The organism is Cupriavidus sp. FW305-27, from assembly GCF_058787995.1.
On sequence record NZ_JBYTAG010000043.1, the window covers coordinates 1 to 14,863 of the forward strand.

Annotated in this window: 13 protein-coding genes; 6 read left to right on the forward strand and 7 right to left on the reverse strand. The window is 64.6% G+C overall.

Annotation, left to right across the window (positions count from 1 at the left end; genetic code table 11):
• Positions 1-1,106, reverse strand: a 1,106-nt coding sequence (locus AC3WRI_RS20330; protein ID WP_492293940.1) for a CaiB/BaiF CoA transferase family protein, incomplete at its 3' end; no start/stop codon positions are given.
• Between the two features lie 278 nt (positions 1,107-1,384).
• Here AC3WRI_RS20330 and AC3WRI_RS20335 point away from each other — a divergent pair.
• A complete protein-coding gene (locus AC3WRI_RS20335) occupies positions 1,385-2,302 on the forward strand; it encodes a LysR family transcriptional regulator (protein ID WP_010811648.1) in 918 nt (305 codons plus the stop codon).
• Between the two features lie 19 nt (positions 2,303-2,321).
• Here AC3WRI_RS20335 and glnA read toward each other — a convergent pair whose 3' ends face one another.
• Positions 2,322-3,797, reverse strand: a complete 1,476-nt coding sequence (gene glnA, locus AC3WRI_RS20340) for a type I glutamate--ammonia ligase (RefSeq protein WP_010811649.1) — start codon at positions 3,795-3,797, stop codon at positions 2,322-2,324.
• A gap of 132 nt (positions 3,798-3,929) precedes the next feature.
• Here glnA and AC3WRI_RS20345 point away from each other — a divergent pair, with 132 nt between their 5' ends.
• Entirely contained in the window at positions 3,930-4,220 is a 291-nt protein-coding gene (locus AC3WRI_RS20345; protein ID WP_081050256.1) for an excalibur calcium-binding domain-containing protein, read from the forward strand.
• A gap of 80 nt (positions 4,221-4,300) precedes the next feature.
• Here the strand turns inward: AC3WRI_RS20345 and AC3WRI_RS20350 are convergent, their stop codons facing one another.
• On the reverse strand, positions 4,301-5,209 hold the full coding sequence (locus AC3WRI_RS20350; protein ID WP_011616704.1) for a LysR substrate-binding domain-containing protein: 909 nt from the start codon (positions 5,207-5,209) through the stop codon (positions 4,301-4,303).
• 144 nt (positions 5,210-5,353) lie between these two features.
• Between AC3WRI_RS20350 and AC3WRI_RS20355 the strand changes: the two genes are divergently transcribed.
• From AC3WRI_RS20355 to AC3WRI_RS20370, 4 genes are all read left to right on the forward strand, one after another.
• Positions 5,354-6,274 carry a pyridoxal-phosphate dependent enzyme gene (locus AC3WRI_RS20355; protein WP_011616705.1) on the forward strand — a complete coding sequence of 307 codons (921 nt, stop codon included), beginning with the start codon at positions 5,354-5,356 and terminating at the stop codon, positions 6,272-6,274.
• A gap of 172 nt (positions 6,275-6,446) precedes the next feature.
• Positions 6,447-7,154 carry a response regulator gene (locus AC3WRI_RS20360; protein ID WP_492293941.1) on the forward strand — a complete coding sequence of 236 codons (708 nt, stop codon included), beginning with the start codon at positions 6,447-6,449 and terminating at the stop codon, positions 7,152-7,154.
• Positions 7,155-7,156: 2 nt separating this feature from the next.
• On the forward strand, positions 7,157-9,103 hold the full coding sequence (locus tag AC3WRI_RS20365; RefSeq protein ID WP_058697817.1) for a sensor histidine kinase: 1,947 nt from the start codon (positions 7,157-7,159) through the stop codon (positions 9,101-9,103).
• Between the two features lie 175 nt (positions 9,104-9,278).
• The gene (locus AC3WRI_RS20370; RefSeq protein ID WP_010814013.1) at positions 9,279-9,860 is read left to right on the forward strand and encodes a cysteine hydrolase family protein; all 582 of its coding nucleotides are present in this window, start codon (positions 9,279-9,281) and stop codon (positions 9,858-9,860) included.
• A 36-nt stretch (positions 9,861-9,896) separates the two neighbouring features.
• Here AC3WRI_RS20370 and AC3WRI_RS20375 read toward each other — a convergent pair whose 3' ends face one another.
• The 4 genes from AC3WRI_RS20375 to cysD form a co-directional block, all read right to left on the reverse strand.
• Positions 9,897-10,337, reverse strand: a complete 441-nt coding sequence (locus AC3WRI_RS20375) for a nuclear transport factor 2 family protein (protein WP_492293943.1) — start codon at positions 10,335-10,337, stop codon at positions 9,897-9,899.
• Between the two features lie 78 nt (positions 10,338-10,415).
• Positions 10,416-11,555, reverse strand: coding sequence for a helix-turn-helix transcriptional regulator (locus tag AC3WRI_RS20380; RefSeq protein WP_492293945.1), 1,140 nt, complete (start codon positions 11,553-11,555; stop codon positions 10,416-10,418).
• Positions 11,556-11,880: 325 nt separating this feature from the next.
• Positions 11,881-13,815: a sulfate adenylyltransferase subunit CysN gene (cysN, locus tag AC3WRI_RS20385; RefSeq protein WP_492293947.1), complete on the reverse strand. Its 1,935-nt coding sequence runs from the start codon at positions 13,813-13,815 to the stop codon at positions 11,881-11,883.
• Complete coding sequence (cysD, locus tag AC3WRI_RS20390; protein WP_010814009.1) at positions 13,815-14,711, reverse strand: sulfate adenylyltransferase subunit CysD; 897 nt, start codon at positions 14,709-14,711, stop codon at positions 13,815-13,817. The genes cysN and cysD overlap by 1 nt, the downstream gene beginning before the upstream one ends.
• Positions 14,712-14,863: the final 152 nt, after the last annotated feature.

The following is a 14,863-nucleotide window of genomic DNA, read 5'->3' on the forward strand; positions in this document are numbered from 1 at the left end:
GGGTTGGGCAGTGCGCCGGGGGTGGCGCTCAGCTTCGGCACGATGCCGGGCAACTGGACGGGGGTGCCGTCCGGCAATTGCGCGTCCAGGATCATGTCGCGCGCACGGTAGTGCGGATCGCTGGCGATATCGGCGACGTCATAGATCTTGCCCGCGGGGATGCGGGCGCCATTGAGCGCGTCGAGTGCCGCTTCCAGGCTGCGCTGTGCCGCCCATTCGCCAATGGCGGCGTCGAGCATCGCGACCTGGCTGACCCGGCCGTCGTTGTGGGCCAGCGCAGGGTCGTCGCGCAGGTCGGGGCGCTCGATCATGTCCATCAGCCGCCTGAAGATGCCATCGCCATTGCCAGCGATCAGCACATACTTGCCGTCGGCGCAGCGGTACGCATTGGTCGGCGCGATGCCGGGAAGACTGCTGCCGGCCGCCTGCCGCACGGCGCCGAACACCGAGTATTCCGGCAGCAGGCTCTCCATCATGCTGAACACCGACTCGTACAAGGCCACATCCACGACCTGGCCCTGGCCGCCGTTCTGCTCCCGGTGCCGCAACGCCAGCAGGATGCCGATCACACCGTGCAGCGCGGACAGGGAGTCCCCGATCGATACCCCCACGCGCACCGGGGTGCGGCCCGGCTCGCCGCTCAGGTGGCGCAAGCCGCCCATCGCTTCGCCAATGACGCCGAAGCCCGGCCGGTCGCGATAGGGGCCGGTCTGGCCATAGCCGGACACGCGCAGCATCACCAGCCCGGGGTTGGCCGCGCGCAGGCTGTCCCAGCCCAGGCCCCAGCCTTCCAGCGTGCCCGGGCGGAAGTTCTCGATCAGCACGTCGCTTTGCGCGGCCAGCTTGCGCACGACTTCCTGGCCTTGCGGCGTGCGCAGGTCCAGCGTGACCGACTGCTTGTCGCGGGACTGTGCCTCCCACCAGACCGAGGTGCCTTCATGCAACAGCCGCCACTTGCGCAGCGGATCGCCCGTGCCCGGCGGCTCGACCTTGATCACTTCCGCGCCGAACGCCGCCAGCATGCGCGCGGCAAACGGCCCCGCGATCAGCTGCCCCAGTTCCAGGACGCGTACGCCGGCAAGGGGCTTTGACTTGCTTGTTTCCATCTCATGGCTCCTGCTGTGTGCTGGAGATAGTGGGTCAAAAGCCGTTGCCTGGTAATCGATGGATTCTCAACCGTCCTTTCCTTACGGGAAAAGGTGGTGCATATTGCCGTACGGGAGTACCACGACCGGCACAACCCGCCACTTTGTCGGCTATCCCAGGCGGATCAAGGCCTGCATTGCGCTGCCGGGAGCCGGGCGCGCCGTTTGACAAGGCGCGAGCGGCTGACTAGCCTTTCCTGGCTTTCAATCCAGTCGGCGCGCGTCGCCAGTGCAATACCATGATCAATCCTGCCCATTTCGATCTCCAGTCCCTGCGCGTCTTCCAGCTGGTGGCCCAATGCGGCGGGCTGACGCAGGCGGCGAACAAGTCACACATGACGCTGTCGGCCCTGAGCAAACGGATCGCGGATCTTGAGCGCACGGTGGGATGCGCGCTGTTCCTGCGGGTTCGGCGCGGGCTTGAGCTGACCCCCGCTGGCCATGAGCTGGTCCAGCATGCGCGCATGGTGCTCGACAAGGTCAACCAGATGGCGGGCGAGATGAGCGACTTCGCCACCGGCGTGCGCGGACACGTCAAGGTCTGGGCCAATACGTCAGCCGTGATCCAGTTCCTTCCGCACGACCTGGCAAGCTTCCTGGCCTCGCAGCCGATGATCAGGATCAGCCTGGAGGAGCGCCTGAGCCAGGACGTGGTGGTAGCGCTGCTGTCCGGTGAAACCGATATCGGCGTGTTCGCCGACAACGTGCCGGCTTATGACATCAGGAAGTCTGTCTATCGGCGTGACCGCTTGGTCGTCCTGGTGCCTGCCGGGCATCCGCTGGCCGGGCGCCCGGAAGTGAGTTTCGACGAAACCCTGGAGTACGACTTTGTCGGCCTCAACCAGGGCAGCTCGCTGCTGCAGCGCCTGACCGACGCCGCATCGGCACTGGACAAGGTGGTGCGGCTGAGGATCCAGGTCAGCAGCTTCGATGCGATCTGCCGGATGATCGAGGCCGGCCTGGGCATCGGCGTCCTGCCAGATGGCGCGGTCCGGCCCGAACTGCTGGGTGCCGGGCTGCATGCCGTCTACCTGTCCGACGCCTGGGCCTCACGCATTCTCTGGCTGGGCGTGAGGGACGAAGCTGGTCTCTTGCCGGAGGCAAGGACGCTCCTGGAGCATCTGCGTGCAGCGGGCTCTGCCAGCGCGAGTCGCTGATGACACGGTAGTGCCGTCATCAGATGTCGAAGTAGAGCTGGAATTCCCACGGGTGTGGCCGCACCTTCAATGTATCGATCTCGCGCGTGCGCTTGTAATCAATCCAGGTCGTGATCAGGTCTTCAGTGAAGACATCCCCCTTGCGCAGGAACGCTGAATCGGCTTCCAGCGCGCAAAGCGACTCTTCCAGGGAGCCTGGTACCTGCCGGATGCGGGCGGCTTCCTCCGGTGGCAGATCATAGATGTTCTTGTCGAGCGGGTCGCCGGGGTCCGTCTGGTTTTCAATGCCGTCCAGGCCGGCGAGCAACATTGCCGAGAAGGCGAGGTAGGCATTGGCCGACGGATCAGGACAGCGAAATTCAACGCGCCTGGCGCTCGGGGAATCCGACACCATTGGAATCCGGGCCGCGGCGGACCGGTTGCGCTGCGACATGGCCAGATTGACAGGCGCCTCGTATCCGGGCACCAGCCGCTTGTAGGAGTTCGTGCTCGGTGCGCAGAATGCCATCAGCGCGGGGGCGTGGCTGAGCAAGCCGCCTATATACCAACGGCACATCTGGGACGTCTGCGCCCAACCGTTCTTGTCATAGAAGAGGTTCTCGGCGTCGCGCCAGAGGCTCTGGTGGCAATGCATGCCGCTCGCGTTGTCGGCAAACAGCGGCTTGGGCATGAAGGTGGCGACCTTGCCGTGGCGGCGCGCAACGTTCTTGCAGATGTACTTGTACATCATCACGTTGTCTGCCATGCGCATCAGTGGCGCAAAGCGCATGTCGATTTCATTCTGGCCGGCCGTGGCGACCTCATGGTGATGCACTTCGACCTGGATGCCGGCCTGCATCAGCGCGAGCACGATTTCGGAGCGGATGTCCTGCAGCGTGTCGCTTGGCGGCACGGGAAAGTACCCGCCCTTGTAGCGCTGTTTGTAGCCGAGATTGCCCCCGCCATAGGCGCCTTCGTCACGGCCCGAGGTCCATTCGCCTTCGGCGGATTCGACATGGTAGTAGCCAGAGTGCTGGTCCTGCCCGAAGCGTATGGAGTCGAAAATAAAGAATTCCAGTTCGGGGCCAAGGTAGCAAACCGTGGCAAGACCGGTTTGCCGGAGGTACAGCTCGGCCTTGCGTGCGATATGGCGCGGATCGCGCGAGTACGGCTGGTGCAGGACAGGGTCCAGCACGTCGCAGATCAGCGCCAGCGTTGGTGCTGCGCAATACGGATCGATGAACGCCGTGGCCGGGTCAGGCCTGACCAGCATGTCGGACTCGTGGATTTCCTGGAACCCGCGAATGGAAGACCCGTCGAAGCCGATGCCGACAGAGAATAAGTCGTCGTTGACTTCCGGCAGCGTGATCGAGAAGTGCTGCCACACGCCGGGCAAGTCGGTGAACCTGAGGTCAACCACCTGGATCGCGTGCGTCCGGATCAGATCGATGACCTCGCCGGGGTTTTGCGGCGGTACAACGTGATAGCTGCCGGGTTCTATTGAGACCATGCCCATATCCGCCTCCATCGTCTGCCCGCAGCCTAGTCCAAGATTAGTCTGTCGGATTCCGAATGGAAAGTGCCTTACCAACGACGCTGTTGTGGCATCCTTCCATTTCCAAAAAGAAAAAGAAGGGTAGGGGTCAACATGTATAAGGGCTTGCTGGTAGTTGCGGCCGCCGCGGCCGCCTTCATCTATTACAAAACGCACGCGCCTTTGGCAAATCCCGTTGCCCAGGCCGAGCCACAGCAGATCGAGGCTCCAGCAGTGGCAGCCACGGCGGAACCGGCATTCCGCTGCGAGGGCAAACAGCACTGCAGCCAGATGGCATCCTGCGCGGAAGCGCGCTTCTATCTGAAAAACTGCCCGGCGGTAAAGATGGATGGGGACGGCGACGGTATTCCATGTGAGACGCCGCCCCTCCAGTGCATGTTTTGACGTGCCGCTTGCTGTCCGACACCGGAACCACGCAATGCGTCATGTGACCGACCGGCACGGGCCGCCACGAAGTCAATGGCTCAGCTTGCCCGATCATCGATCACCTGCTGCAGCGCCTGCACGAATTGCCTGACTGCTGGCGTCGCTACCTCCTCGTCGAACGCGAATTCCACGTCGAAGCGGTCAGCGACCTCAGGCAGTGGCACCAGCCGCACGGTCGGCGGACAGACGGTTGACAGGCTTGCGGGGACAAACGCGCAACCCATCCCCGCCGAAACCAGACCGAGCACGGTCGGGATGTCGCTGCCCACCTGGGCCACGCGAGGCGAGAAGCCGGCGCGCTCGCACTGCGTCATCAGGAAGCGATGCTGGGACGAGGACCGCGCCGGATCGAACCAGACGAAGGGCAGATCCGCCACGTCCGCCAGTCGTTTCGGCTGCTTGTGGCGGGCGGTCTGCGATGAAGGCATGGCCAATACGAAGCGGTCGCTGAGCAACACGATGCCAGTCAGATGCGGCGCCTCATGCCGACGCCAGGCCATGATGCCGCCATCCACCTGCCTGTTCCGGATCGCGGCAATCTGCTCCGTCGACAGCATCGGGTCCACCAGGACCTTGACTTCCGGGCACGCTATCCGGAAGGCCCGGAGCACCTCCGTCACGACGGCTGAACTCAGGTAGTTCGGCAACACACCAAGGCGCAGCTCGCCGAGCTGCCCGGCGGCGCAACGCAGGGCGCGATCGCGGCTGGCTTGCAGGTTTGCCAGAAGTTGTGTGGCATCCCTCAGGAAGCTCTCGCCCGCCACGGTGAGTTGCACGCCCCTTGCCTTGCGCGCCAGCAGTGGCGTACCGATGGCCGCCTCAAGTTCGATGATTTGCCGCGACAGGGCTGGCTGGACAATGCCGACGGCACGGGCGCCCGCCACCACGCTGCCGGCCTGCGCTACCGCGATGAAGTAGCGAAGATGCCGCAATTCAATGTTCCGCATACCGTTTCCGCCCATTCATTTCCATACTCATGAAGCATAGCTAGGCTACCTAAATAACATTGGTTTGCATAGCTTCCTGCGACTACGATGGCGCAGCTTCCCGCGTTGCAGGGACGGCTCGCTTTCCACATTTCGCTACCAAACATGACGCTTCACATCAGCACACCTTTTGTACAGTCCCAGCCCAATTCGCGGCGGCTCGGCAAACCGGTCTGGCTAAAGATGGAAGCCGCACAGCCGTCCGGGTCTTTCAAGCTTCGGGGTGTCGGAGCCTTGTGTGAAGCGCGGCACGCCGCGGGCGTACAGCGATTCGTTGCATCTTCAGGCGGAAATGCCGGGCTTGCGGCAGCCTATTGCGGACGCGAACTCGGCGTTCCCGTGGTGGTGGTGGTACCGGAGAGCACACCATCGCGAGCGCGCGACCTGATCCGCCTGGAGGGCTCGGAGTTGATCGTGCGCGGAGGCACATGGGCGGAAGCGCACGAGTTTGCACTGTCCCTGATCGGGCCACGCGATGCCTTCGTGCACCCGTTCGACGATCCGCTCATCTGGCAGGGGCACGCCACGCTGGTGGACGAGATCGCGGCATCCGGGCCGAAGCCAGGCGCCATCGTTCTTGCCGTGGGCGGTGGTGGCCTGCTGTGCGGCGTGCTGGAGGGGCTTCAGCGGAATGGCTGGTCCGACGTGCCTGTGATCGCGGTAGAAACCGACGGTGCGGACTGCTACGCCCGCTCGGTTGCCGAAGGCAGGCCGGTCGAACTCGCACAGATCACCAGCGTGGCGACGTCGCTTGGCGCCAGGCGGCCGTGTGATGGCGCGCTCCGATGGGCGCAGCGTCACGAGATCCACAGCGTCGTTGTGTCAGACAAACAGGCGGTGGAGGCAGCGATAAGGCTTCTTGACGAACACCGCGTCCTGGTTGAGCCGGCATGCGGCGCAGCCTTGGCGGCATTGGATTGCGACACCCCGGTGCTGCAGGCGGCGTCCAGCATTGCCGTGGTGGTATGTGGCGGGGCCACGGTGACGGCACAGCAACTGCTTGACTTTGCTGCAAGGCTGGACTGAGCGGGCTTAAGGTAGCAATTTGGTAAGCTCGGCTACCCGCCGGCGAGATTCGCCCGAATTACCTGGTTCCGGGGATGCCCCTCACGGCCGATTTCTGTCAGCCTGGCGTGATCCGGAGATCGGCCAGTTCCGGTGGTACAGCTAAACTCTGGCCGTGACCGCACCGTACCCAATGAGCCAACCATTGACTGACACCGGCGAATCGGTGTTGCCCGCTCCCTTGCTGGTCGTCGAGGACGAGCCACTGATGCAGACCAGGCTACGCACGATCCTGGCCACGCTCGGCTATGCCGAGGAGGCCTTGTGGTTTGCCGGCAGCCTCGCCGACGCCAATGCGCTGCTAACCGCCCAGCCATTTGCGATGGTGCTGGTTGACGTCGGGTTGCCCGACGGCAATGGCATCGACCTCATTCGCGCGTTGCACGAGCGCGATCCTGCCTTGCCAACTCTGGTAATCTCGACCTGGAACACGGAGCGCGTCATCGTGAGCGCGCTGCAGGCGGGTGCCACCGGTTACCTGCTCAAGGAGCGCGACGACCTCGAGATTTCCTTGTCGGTCCGCAGTGCGCTGCGCGGCGGAGCGCCGATCGATCCTTTTGTTGCCAGGCACATCCTCGATCTGGTCGCCACGACGGCACCATTGCCAGGCGGGGCGCAAATTCATGCGCGCCGATTGGTCGGCGCGTCGCCGCTGAGCGCACGGGAAATCGAAATCCTCTCGCTGGTCGGCAAGGGCCTGACCAATCGGGAGATCGCGGATTTGCTGTCCTTGTCCAGACTGACGGTCGAATGCCACATCAGGAACATATACAAGAAGTTGGCCGTCCACTCCCGCACGCAGGCCGTTTTCGAAGCGCGTGCGCATGGCTTGTTGCGCTGATCTTGGGCGCCACGCTCCTCGCCGGCGCTGCAAACGCGCAGGAAGGGCCGGGCGCCACCGCCTTTACCCGCATAGAGGCTGCCCGATCGACCTGGCAGGGTGATAGCCCGCCGGCGGCGGGCTGGGTCCCAGTGAAGCTGCCGGACGACTGGTCCTCGCGCTGGCCCGATTTCGACGGCGTGGTCTGGTACCGGCTGAGCTGGCAGTGCGCAGATGCAAGCCAACCCACGGCGCTGATGCTCGCTTACCTGAATATGGCGGGGGCGGTTTATCTCAACGGCAGCTTGCTGATGCGTGACGCGAGCCTCGTCGAACCGCTCACGCGAGCCTGGAATACTCCCCGTTATCAGTTGATATCTCCGCCGTTGCTGCGGGAGGGCACCAACACGCTGCTGATTCGCGTCTCGGGGCTGTCGGCATACCAACCCGGCCTTGGACCAGTATCGGTCGCCGACCCGGACCGCCTGCGGGCCGCTTACGAACAGGCCTACCGGCTGCGTCATGACCTGCAGTTGGTCAGCCTTGCAATCACCGTCGCGCTAGGTTGCTTCTTCTTTTCGCTCTGGGTGATGCGCCGGCAAGAAGTGACCTACGGATGGTTCAGCCTGATGTCGCTGGCCTGGTGGTGGGTGGCGCTGAATCAGGTGGCGACGAGCACCTGGCCGTTTGCCAGTACCGATGCCTGGGGGCGCGCAAATATCATCGCGCTGCTCATCTACAGTGCTGCCTTCACGATGTCCATGGTGCGCTTCTGCGAACGGCGCCTGCCGCGCATCGAAGCGGTGCTCTGGACGCTGGTAGTGTTGGGCGCCGCCGTCATGCTCGGGGCGCCGCACGGTTACCTGACCGACGTGCGCAACACGCTGACGGTGGGACTGGCGTGCAATTTCTTCGCGACGTGCCTCGTATTTCTCTGCTTTGCCGGGCGCAGTGGTCGCACCGACCATCGCATCCTCTCGTTTTGCATTGCAATTTTCCTTGTCGCCGCGGTACACGACCTGCTGAGCTTTCTTGGCATCCTCAAGGACAACCTCTACTACGCGGCCCTCACTTCGCAGTTCCAGATGATCGCCATGGCGCTGGTGCTGGCCTGGCGCTTCGTCGCCAACCTGCGCCGCATTGAACGATTCAATGACGAACTGCACTGCAAGATCGACGCGGCCAAGGCGGAGCTCGCAGCCAACCTGGATCGCCAGCGCGAGTTCGAAGTCGCCAATGCGCGGCTCAGTGAACGGCTCAATCTCGCACACGACCTGCACGACGGGCTCGGCGGCACGCTCGTCAGCGGAATTGCGACACTGGAGCGCATCCCTCACGACATCCCGCCAGGCCAGGTCCTGTCGATCCTCAAGGAGCTGCGCGACGACCTGCGCATCATCATCGATACCACCTCCAGCCAGCAGTTTGGCGAGCACGCGCTGGCAGGTCAGATCGTGCCGCTGCGGCACCGTCTTACGCGGCTGTTCGAGAGCCACGACATCGAGTGCCGGTGGCAGCTCACTGGCCTCGATCAATGCTATCTGCCGACTTCGCAAATTCTTGATGTCATGAGGACCTTGCAAGAGGCGCTGACCAATGTGCTGAAGCACAGCAAGGCGAGTCGCGCGGACGTCGTCCTGCGCAATGATGCCCGGGGGCTGGAGCTGGTTGTCAGCGACAACGGCATGGGCTTCGAACCCGCCGCCATCGAACGGCATCCGGGCACCGGCATGCGCAGCATGCGCGCGCGTACCCGGCGTCTTGGCGGGACGCTCAGCGTGCGATCCACAGGGGAGGGGACAATGCTGACCGTGCGTATCCCAATCGCGGCCGACACCCTTGGATCACCACTTGACCTGCAGCCCGGCCGATCCAATGATCGAGTTCCTGACCCTGGCATTACCCCCCGTGGCCCAAAGCCTGCCGGCTTCGCCATAGAGACTGATCCTCCGGTTCAGGGCCAAGGTTAGGCCGCCGGCGAGACGAACATAGTCAATGTTGAACGGGCTGCGGATGCATTCGAACCCTCGAAGCCGGGTGCAGGTCGTTCGCTGACGATCCCACGGCCAACTTCCGTAGACGACCCAGAACGGCCAACCGATTGGTCGTGGTAGAGTCGACCATCATTTCTTATCGTGTAGCCTTATGTCGCCACCCGTTGAGATTCCGGCAATTGTTCCCGCGCAAACCGCGCTGGTGGTCATGCATTATCAGACCGACATCCTGGCGCTATTTCCCTCGGTCGCGCCCACTCTGCTCTCCAACACGCGCAAGCTGTGTGACGCCGCGCGGGCCAGGGGCGTCAGCGTTTATTTTGCCAAGATCCACTTTGCTCCAGGCTATCCGGAAGTCAGTCCGTTGAACCGGAACGGGCAGGGAATCAAGCAGCTTGGTCTTTTCGTCGACGACCAGATCTCGCCGGAACTCGGCCAGCAGGCCACCGAGCCGCTGATCATCGCGCATCGCGCCAGCGTGTTCTTTGGTACTGACCTGCAGGTACGGCTTTCCGCGCAGGGTATCGATACCCTGCTCATGGTGGGCATTGCTTCGACCGGTGTGGTGCTGTCGTCGGTCGCCTATGCGAGCGATGCGGACTTCCGGCTATTCACGGTCAAGGATTGCTGCTACGACCCGGATCAGGTCGTGCACGACCATCTCTTTTCAACGGCGTTCGATTCGCGCACAACGGTGCTTTCGCTCGCTGATGCCTTGCGCTTGCTTGCCTAGCATTTCGACCTGCCAGGAGTGCCGCCGCGCCATCTCTCAGGCAGACGGGAAGAGCAGATGATCGGTCAGGTTGCCCTTCAGATCGAGCATCGAATAATTCCGGCGGCTGAAGCGCCAGCGTCCGTCGACCTTTTCGAAGGCGTCATGATAGCGACCGGCCGCGATCACCTGCAGCGCGATTCGGTCGGATGCCTGAAGGACCGTGTAGTACGATCTGACGGTAGCTGTCAGCTTGCCCGAAGCAATCTCAATGATCGGATTGCTGATGACATGCCGGGTTCTGGGCGTTCCATCCGCATGCAATTTCACATAGGCTTGCCAGAGCTTGAGCATGGCCTCGGAACCTCGCAGCACTGCATCTCCGGTGTCGATCTCTGCATGCTCGAACAGTGCGGCGACCCCAGGCAGATCGCCGGCGTCCATGCGCTCGGCATAGATGTAGAGGAGATTGGCAAGCTGCACGGCATCCGCGGTCATCGACTCGTCTCCGGTGGTTTGCGAGGATTAAAGCAGTCCGGCGCTACTCCGGCATCGTCCGCTTGGAGTACGAAGCCCTTACCCCATCCCCACCACACTGGACAGCAACATCTTCACCAGCACCGCCTGCCGCGTCGCCCCGGTCTTGGCAAAGATGCCCCGCAGGTGCGCCCGTGCCGTGTTCTTCTTGACGCCGAGCCGCATCGCGGCTTCGTCCAGCGTCAGCCCGTCGACCATCAGCAAAGCCAGTTCGATCTCGGTCGGGGTCAGGTGGAACAGCTTGCGCAGGTTGGCGTGGGTGTTGCGCGGTGATCCCGCCGGGTCGCGGATGAACACCGCCACCGCGGGTCGGCGCGACTTGTCTTCGCTGCAATAGCTGAGCGGGATCGGCCGCACCAGCACGCTCAGGGGTGTGGGCGCGGCGGGGCGGCTCAGCGTGGTGACTTCGCTGCGCGGTGCGGCCAGCGCGTGGGCCTGGGCCGCGCCTTCCAGGATCTTGCGGAACCTGCGGTTTTCCACCGGGCAGTGCGCGTGCAGCGCGCCGTCTGACAGGTAGAGGCCGTCGCGCGCCTGCAGCAGGCGGCCGGCGACGTCGTTGGTCCGGATGGTCCTGCCGTGTTCGTCCAGGATCACCGTGCCGACCTGCAGCCGGTCGACGGCGTCCGCGTACAGGGACCGTTCGGATGCAAGCACGTCGAGCGCGGCATGCAGGTCCACTGCGCGCTTCAGGTGCGGCAGCAGGCCGTGCAGCAGTGCCTTGTCGGCCTCGCCGAAGTCCTGTCCCGCGTGGACGCGGCTGATGAACAGCGCGCATTCCACGCCGTCGGGCGTGACCAGGTTGGCCGCCAGGATATAGCGCAGGCCCAGCGGTTGAAGGTATTGCGTGTAGAAGGGGTGTGCCAGCCAGCCGGCTTCGCCAAACAGTTCGTCGGCGCTGAAGAGCCGGTCCGGGTGCAGGTCCAGGAAGGGGCACAGCGCGTAGTACTGCTCGCTGTACGAGGGCTCGCCCGGCAGGTGCGGGCCGTAGTCGGAGGCATTGACGATCAGGCCCGGCCGGTCGGTGGCAGGGTGGCGCAGCACCAGCGTGACGAAGGCGGCGCCCAGGCGCTGGCGCACGCTTTCCAGGAAGCCGGCCCAGGGCATGGCTTCGGTCGGGCCCTGGTAGAGCTGGGCGAGCAGGGCGCTCAGCTCGGCGGCGGGCAGGGGGGCTGGCAGCATGATGGCGGTCCGTCGGGTCGTGGCAACAGTCAAAAGCGCGAATCTCGCCCCTGATTGCTGACAAAACCCGCATGCCGCGGGTTTGCTCCCCTCTCCCGCTTGCGGGAGAGGGGCCGGGGGAGAGGGCAGGCATTGGCAGTATCGACAGCCTGCACTTCGTCGACACACCGGCCCTCTCCCCAACCCTCTCCCGCAAGCGGGAGAGGGAGCACACAACTGGTCATTCAGACTCAATGGCACTTGGCAAGCTTGTCAGCACTCCGAGACGCAAATCCCGCCGTTCCCATCGTACCGACCCCGTCCGTCGCCTCATCGTCCGTTCGGCCTAGGGCTTCTCCCGCAGCCACGCCACGATCCGCTCCGCCGCCTGCTCCGCGGTGTCGGCGGTAGTGTCGATGCGGATCTCGGGCCGCTCGGGCGGCTGGTACGGCGAATCGATGCCGGTGAAGTTCTTCAGCTCGCCGCGCCGCGCCTTGCGGTACAGGCCCTTGGGGTCGCGTTGCTCGGCCACCGCCAGCGGCGTGTCAATGAAGACTTCGACGAAATCGCCGTCGCCGGCGAGCGCGCGGGCCATCTCGCGTTCCGAGCGGAACGGCGAGATAAAGGACACCAGCACGATCAGGCCCGCATCGAGCATCAGCCTTGCCACTTCCGCCACGCGCCGGATGTTCTCGACGCGGTCGGCCTCGGCGAAGCCCAGGTCCTTGTTCAGGCCGTGGCGCACGTTGTCGCCGTCGAGCAGGTAGGTGTGGTGGCCCAGCGCGTGCAGGCGCTTTTCCACCAGGTTGGCGATGGTGGACTTGCCCGCGCCGGAGAGCCCGGTGAACCAGACGATGCGCGGCGACTGGTGCTTGAGCGCGGCATGGGCGCGGCGGTCCACGTCGATGGCCTGCCAGTGCACGTTCTGCGCCCGGCGCAGCGCAAAGTGCAGCATGCCGGCGCCGACCGTGTTGTTGCTGAGACGGTCGATGATGATGAAGCCGCCCAGCTCGCGGTTGCGCGCGTAGGGATCGAAGGCCACCGGCTGGTCCAGGTGCAGGTTGCACACGCCGATCTCGTTCAGCTCCAGCGTGCGCGCGGCCAGGTGTTCGAGCGTGTTGACATTGACCTTGTACTTGGGCTGCGCCACGGTCACGCCCACGGTGCGCGTGCCGAGCTTGAGCAGGTAGGGGCGCCCGGGCAGCATGGCGTCCTCGTTCATCCACACCAGCGTGGCCTCGAACTGGTCGGCCACTGCCGGCGGGTCTTCCGGGCAGGCCAGCACGTCGCCGCGGCTGATGTCGATCTCGTCCTCCAGCGTCAGCGTCACCGCCTGGCCGCGCATGGCGTGCTCGCACGCGCCGGCGGCGCCGACGATGCCGGCCACGCGGCTCTCGCGGCCCGAGGGCAGCGCGCGCACGCGGTCGCCACGGCGGATCTCGCCGGCGCTGACGGTGCCGGCAAAGCCGCGGAAGTCCAGGTTGGGCCGGTTGACCCACTGCACCGGCAACCGGAACGGTTCGCCTTGCACGGGCGCGTTGTCGATCGGCACGTTCTCCAGGTGGGCCATCAGCGTCGGGCCGTGGTACCACGGGGTATTGGCGCTGGGCTCGGTGATGTTGTCGCCGCGCAGGGCCGACATCGGAATGCAGGTGATATCGGTCAGGCCGATCTGCCGGGCGAACTCCCGGTACTCGTTCTCGATGCGCGTATGGACCTCGCGCGAGTAGTCGACCATGTCCAGCTTGTTGACGGCCAGCACCACACGGCGAATGCCAAGCGTGGCCACCAGGTAGCTGTGGCGGCGCGTCTGGGTCTGCACGCCGCGGCGCGCATCCACCAGCAGGATGGCCAGGTCGGCGGTGGAGGCCCCGGTGACCATGTTGCGCGTGTACTGTTCGTGCCCGGGCGTGTCGGCGACGATGAACTTGCGCTTGTCGGTGGCGAAGAAGCGGTAGGCCACGTCGATGGTGATGCCTTGTTCGCGCTCCGCGGCCAGGCCGTCCACCAGCAGCGCGAAGTCGAGGTTCTCGCCCTGCGTGCCCATTTTCTTCGAGTCGGCCTCCAGCTGGGCGAGCTGGTCTTCGAACAGCATCTTGGATTCATACAGCAGCCGGCCGATCAGCGTGCTCTTGCCGTCGTCGACGCTGCCGCAGGTGATAAAGCGCAGCAGGCTCTTGTTTTGCTGGGCGCGCAGGTAGTGGGCGATCTCGCCCGAGGTGCCGGCGGCTTGCGCGGCGTCCTGCGCAAGCGCGGGCGCGGTGTCGATCAGGGTTTCCATCAGAAGTATCCCTCCTGCTTCTTTTTTTCCATCGATCCGGCCGAGTCGCTGTCGATCAGCCGTCCCTGGCGCTCCGAGGTGGTTGCCAGCAGCATTTCCTGGATGATGCCGCCGAGGGTGTCGGCCTCGCTCTCGATCGCGCCGGTGAGCGGGTAGCAGCCCAGCGTGCGGAAGCGCACCTTGCGCAGCTGCGGCGTTTCTCCGGGGCGCAGCGGCAGGCGCTCGTCGTCGACCATGATCAGCGTGCCGTCGCGTTCCACCACCGGGCGCTCCTTGGCGTAGTAGAGCGGCACGATGGGGATGTCGTTCAGGTAGATGTATTGCCAGATGTCCAGCTCGGTCCAGTTGGACAGCGGGAACACGCGCAGGCTTTCGCCCTTGCGCTTGCGGGTGTTGTACTGGCGCCAGAGCTCGGGGCGCTGCATCTTCGGGTCCCAGCGGTGCTGGGCGGTGCGTACCGAGAACACGCGCTCCTTGGCGCGCGACTTTTCCTCGTCGCGGCGCGCGCCGCCGAAGGCGGCGTCAAAGCCGTAGTGGTCCAGCGCCTGCTTCAGGCCCTGGGTCTTCCACACGTCGGTATGGACGGCGGAGCCGTGCTCGTGCGGGCTGATATTGCGCGCCAGCCCTTCAGGGTTGACATGCACGCGCAGGTCCAGGCCAAGCCGCGCGGCGGTCTGGTCGCGGAACGCGATCATCTCGCCGAACTTCCATGTGGTATCGACATGCAGCAGCGGGAACGGCGGCCGCGCGGGATGGAAGGCCTTCATGGCAAGGTGCAGCATCACGGCGCTGTCCTTGCCGATGGAATAGAGCATGACGGGGTTTTCGCATTCCGCCACCACCTCCCGCATGATGTGGATGCTCTCCGCCTCCAGTTGCTCCAGGTGGGTCAACATCGGGATCTCCTCTTGGTTTGCCGGCGCCGTGCAGGGATGTCGCGGCGGTCTGGCATGGGCACAAGGTAGCGAGCCGGGGCCCTTCGCCACTTCGTCCGGGCGGACTAAGAAATCGCGGGACGCGGCGCGCATTTCCTAGTCCACCCGGACGA

What these genes read in the sequence shown, in the direction of transcription:
- cysN (WP_492293947.1), bottom strand. Translation starts at nt 13,815, where the DNA reads ATGGAAACCCTGATCGACACCGCGCCCGCGCTTGCGCAGGACGCCGCG.
- glnA (WP_010811649.1), bottom strand. Translation starts at nt 3,797, where the DNA reads ATGGGCATGGTCTCAATAGAACCCGGCAGCTATCACGTTGTACCGCCG.
- AC3WRI_RS20335 (WP_010811648.1), top strand. Translation starts at nt 1,385, where the DNA reads ATGATCAATCCTGCCCATTTCGATCTCCAGTCCCTGCGCGTCTTCCAG.
- AC3WRI_RS20370 (WP_010814013.1), top strand. Translation starts at nt 9,279, where the DNA reads ATGTCGCCACCCGTTGAGATTCCGGCAATTGTTCCCGCGCAAACCGCG.
- AC3WRI_RS20345 (WP_081050256.1), top strand. Translation starts at nt 3,930, where the DNA reads ATGTATAAGGGCTTGCTGGTAGTTGCGGCCGCCGCGGCCGCCTTCATC.
- cysD (WP_010814009.1), bottom strand. Translation starts at nt 14,711, where the DNA reads ATGTTGACCCACCTGGAGCAACTGGAGGCGGAGAGCATCCACATCATG.
- AC3WRI_RS20355 (WP_011616705.1), top strand. Translation starts at nt 5,354, where the DNA reads ATGACGCTTCACATCAGCACACCTTTTGTACAGTCCCAGCCCAATTCG.
- AC3WRI_RS20360 (WP_492293941.1), top strand. Translation starts at nt 6,447, where the DNA reads ATGAGCCAACCATTGACTGACACCGGCGAATCGGTGTTGCCCGCTCCC.
- AC3WRI_RS20375 (WP_492293943.1), bottom strand. Translation starts at nt 10,337, where the DNA reads ATGACCGCGGATGCCGTGCAGCTTGCCAATCTCCTCTACATCTATGCC.
- AC3WRI_RS20350 (WP_011616704.1), bottom strand. Translation starts at nt 5,209, where the DNA reads ATGCGGAACATTGAATTGCGGCATCTTCGCTACTTCATCGCGGTAGCG.
- AC3WRI_RS20380 (WP_492293945.1), bottom strand. Translation starts at nt 11,555, where the DNA reads ATGCTGCCAGCCCCCCTGCCCGCCGCCGAGCTGAGCGCCCTGCTCGCC.